This window comes from Kitasatospora sp. NPDC086791, from assembly GCF_040685975.1.
Classification (GTDB): Bacteria; Actinomycetota; Actinomycetes; order Streptomycetales; family Streptomycetaceae; genus Kitasatospora.
In genome coordinates this window covers 1-1,585 of sequence record NZ_JBFBOC010000077.1, presented here as the reverse complement: position 1 = coordinate 1,585, position 1,585 = coordinate 1, and the positions used below count along the sequence as shown (strand labels likewise).

Below are 1,585 nucleotides of genomic sequence, written 5' to 3'. Positions count from 1 at the left end.
GTCTGTGTGAAGTACGTGCCGGACGCGACGGGTGACCGTCGTTTCGCGGACGACCACACCACCGACCGGGAGGGTGTGGACGGCCTCCTGTCGGAGCTGGACGAGTACGGCGTGGAGCAGGCGCTGCGGATCGCGGAGGCGAACGAGGGTGCCGAGGTGACGGTGCTGACGGTCGGGCCGGACGACGCGAAGGACGCGCTGCGCAAGGCGCTGTCGATGGGTGCGGACAAGGCCGTGCACGTGAACGACGACGACATCCACGGTTCGGACGTGATCGGGACGTCGGCGGTGCTGGCGAAGGCGCTGGAGCAGACCGGGTTCGACCTGGTGATCGGTGGCATGGCCTCGACGGACGGCACGATGGGCGTGCTGCCGGCGCTGCTGGCGGAGCGTCTGGGCGTGCCGCAGGTGACGCTGCTGTCGGAGGTGTCGGTCGAGGGCGGGGTGGTCCGGGGCCGTCGGGACGGTGACGCGGCGACCGAGCTGGTCGAGGCGGAGCTGCCGGCCGTGGTGTCGGTGACGGACCAGTCGGGCGAGGCCCGGTACCCGTCGTTCAAGGGGATCATGGCGGCGAAGAAGAAGCCGGTGCAGTCGCTGGACCTGGACGACCTGGGCATCGAGGCGGACGAGGTCGGTCTGGCGGGTTCGTGGACGGCGGTGGACTCGGTGACGGCGCGCCCGGCGCGCACCGCGGGCACGGTCGTCAAGGACGAGGGCGAGGGCGGCAAGTCGCTCGCCGGCTTCCTCGCCGACCAGAAGTTCATCTAGCCCCCACCCCCTCGAACCTGCGAACACGGAGACATTGAGCAATGGCTGAGATTCTCGTCCTGGTGGACCACGCCGACGGTGCGGTCCGCAAGCCGGCCCTGGAGCTGCTGACCCTGGCCCGCCGCATCGGCGAGCCGTCCGCCGTCGTCCTGGGCGCCGGCGCCGCCACCGCCGACATCGCCGCCAAGGCCGCCGAGTACGGCGCCGCCAAGGTCTACACCGCCGACGGCACCGAATTCACCGACCACCTGGTCGTCCCCAAGGTCGACGCCCTCACCCAGATCGCCAAGGCCAACGACGCCGCCGCCGTCCTGCTCACCTCCTCCGGCGAGGGCAAGGAGATCGCCGCCCGCGTCGCGCTGCGCCTGGGCTCGGGGATCATCACCGACGCGGTCGACCTGGAGGCCGGTGAGGGCGGTCCGGTGGCCACCCAGTCGGTGTTCGCCGCGTCCTTCCAGGTGAAGTCCACGGTCACCAAGGGCGCGCCGGTGATCACGGTCAAGCCGAACGCCGTCGCCCCGGAGGCGGCTCCGGCCGCGGGCGCGGTGGAGAGCGTGTCGGTGGAGTTCACCGGCAGGGCGGCCCGGGTCACCTCGCGCACCCCGCGGGTGTCCAGCGGTCGTCCCGAGCTGACCGAGGCCGCGATCGTGGTCTCCGGCGGTCGTGGCGTGGGTGCCGCGGAGGGCTTCGGCGTGGTCGAGGAGCTGGCGGACGCGCTGGGCGCGGCCGTGGGTGCCTCGCGGGCCGCCGTCGACGCGGGCTGGTACCCGCACAGCAGCCAGGTCGGCCAGACCGGCAAGCAGGTCTCCCCGCAGCT

2 protein-coding genes are annotated in these 1,585 nt (G+C 72.5%); both read left to right on the top strand.

All coding sequences use genetic code 11. From position 1 onward, the window contains the following. The coding region (locus AB0Q99_RS34280; protein WP_363578183.1) for an electron transfer flavoprotein subunit beta/FixA family protein at nucleotides 1-768 on the top strand (768 nt) is incomplete at its 5' end. A gap of 41 nt (nucleotides 769-809) precedes the next feature. Continuing rightward, nucleotides 810-1,585: electron transfer flavoprotein subunit alpha/FixB family protein (locus AB0Q99_RS34275; RefSeq protein ID WP_363578181.1), on the top strand; the 776-nt coding region annotated here is incomplete at its 3' end.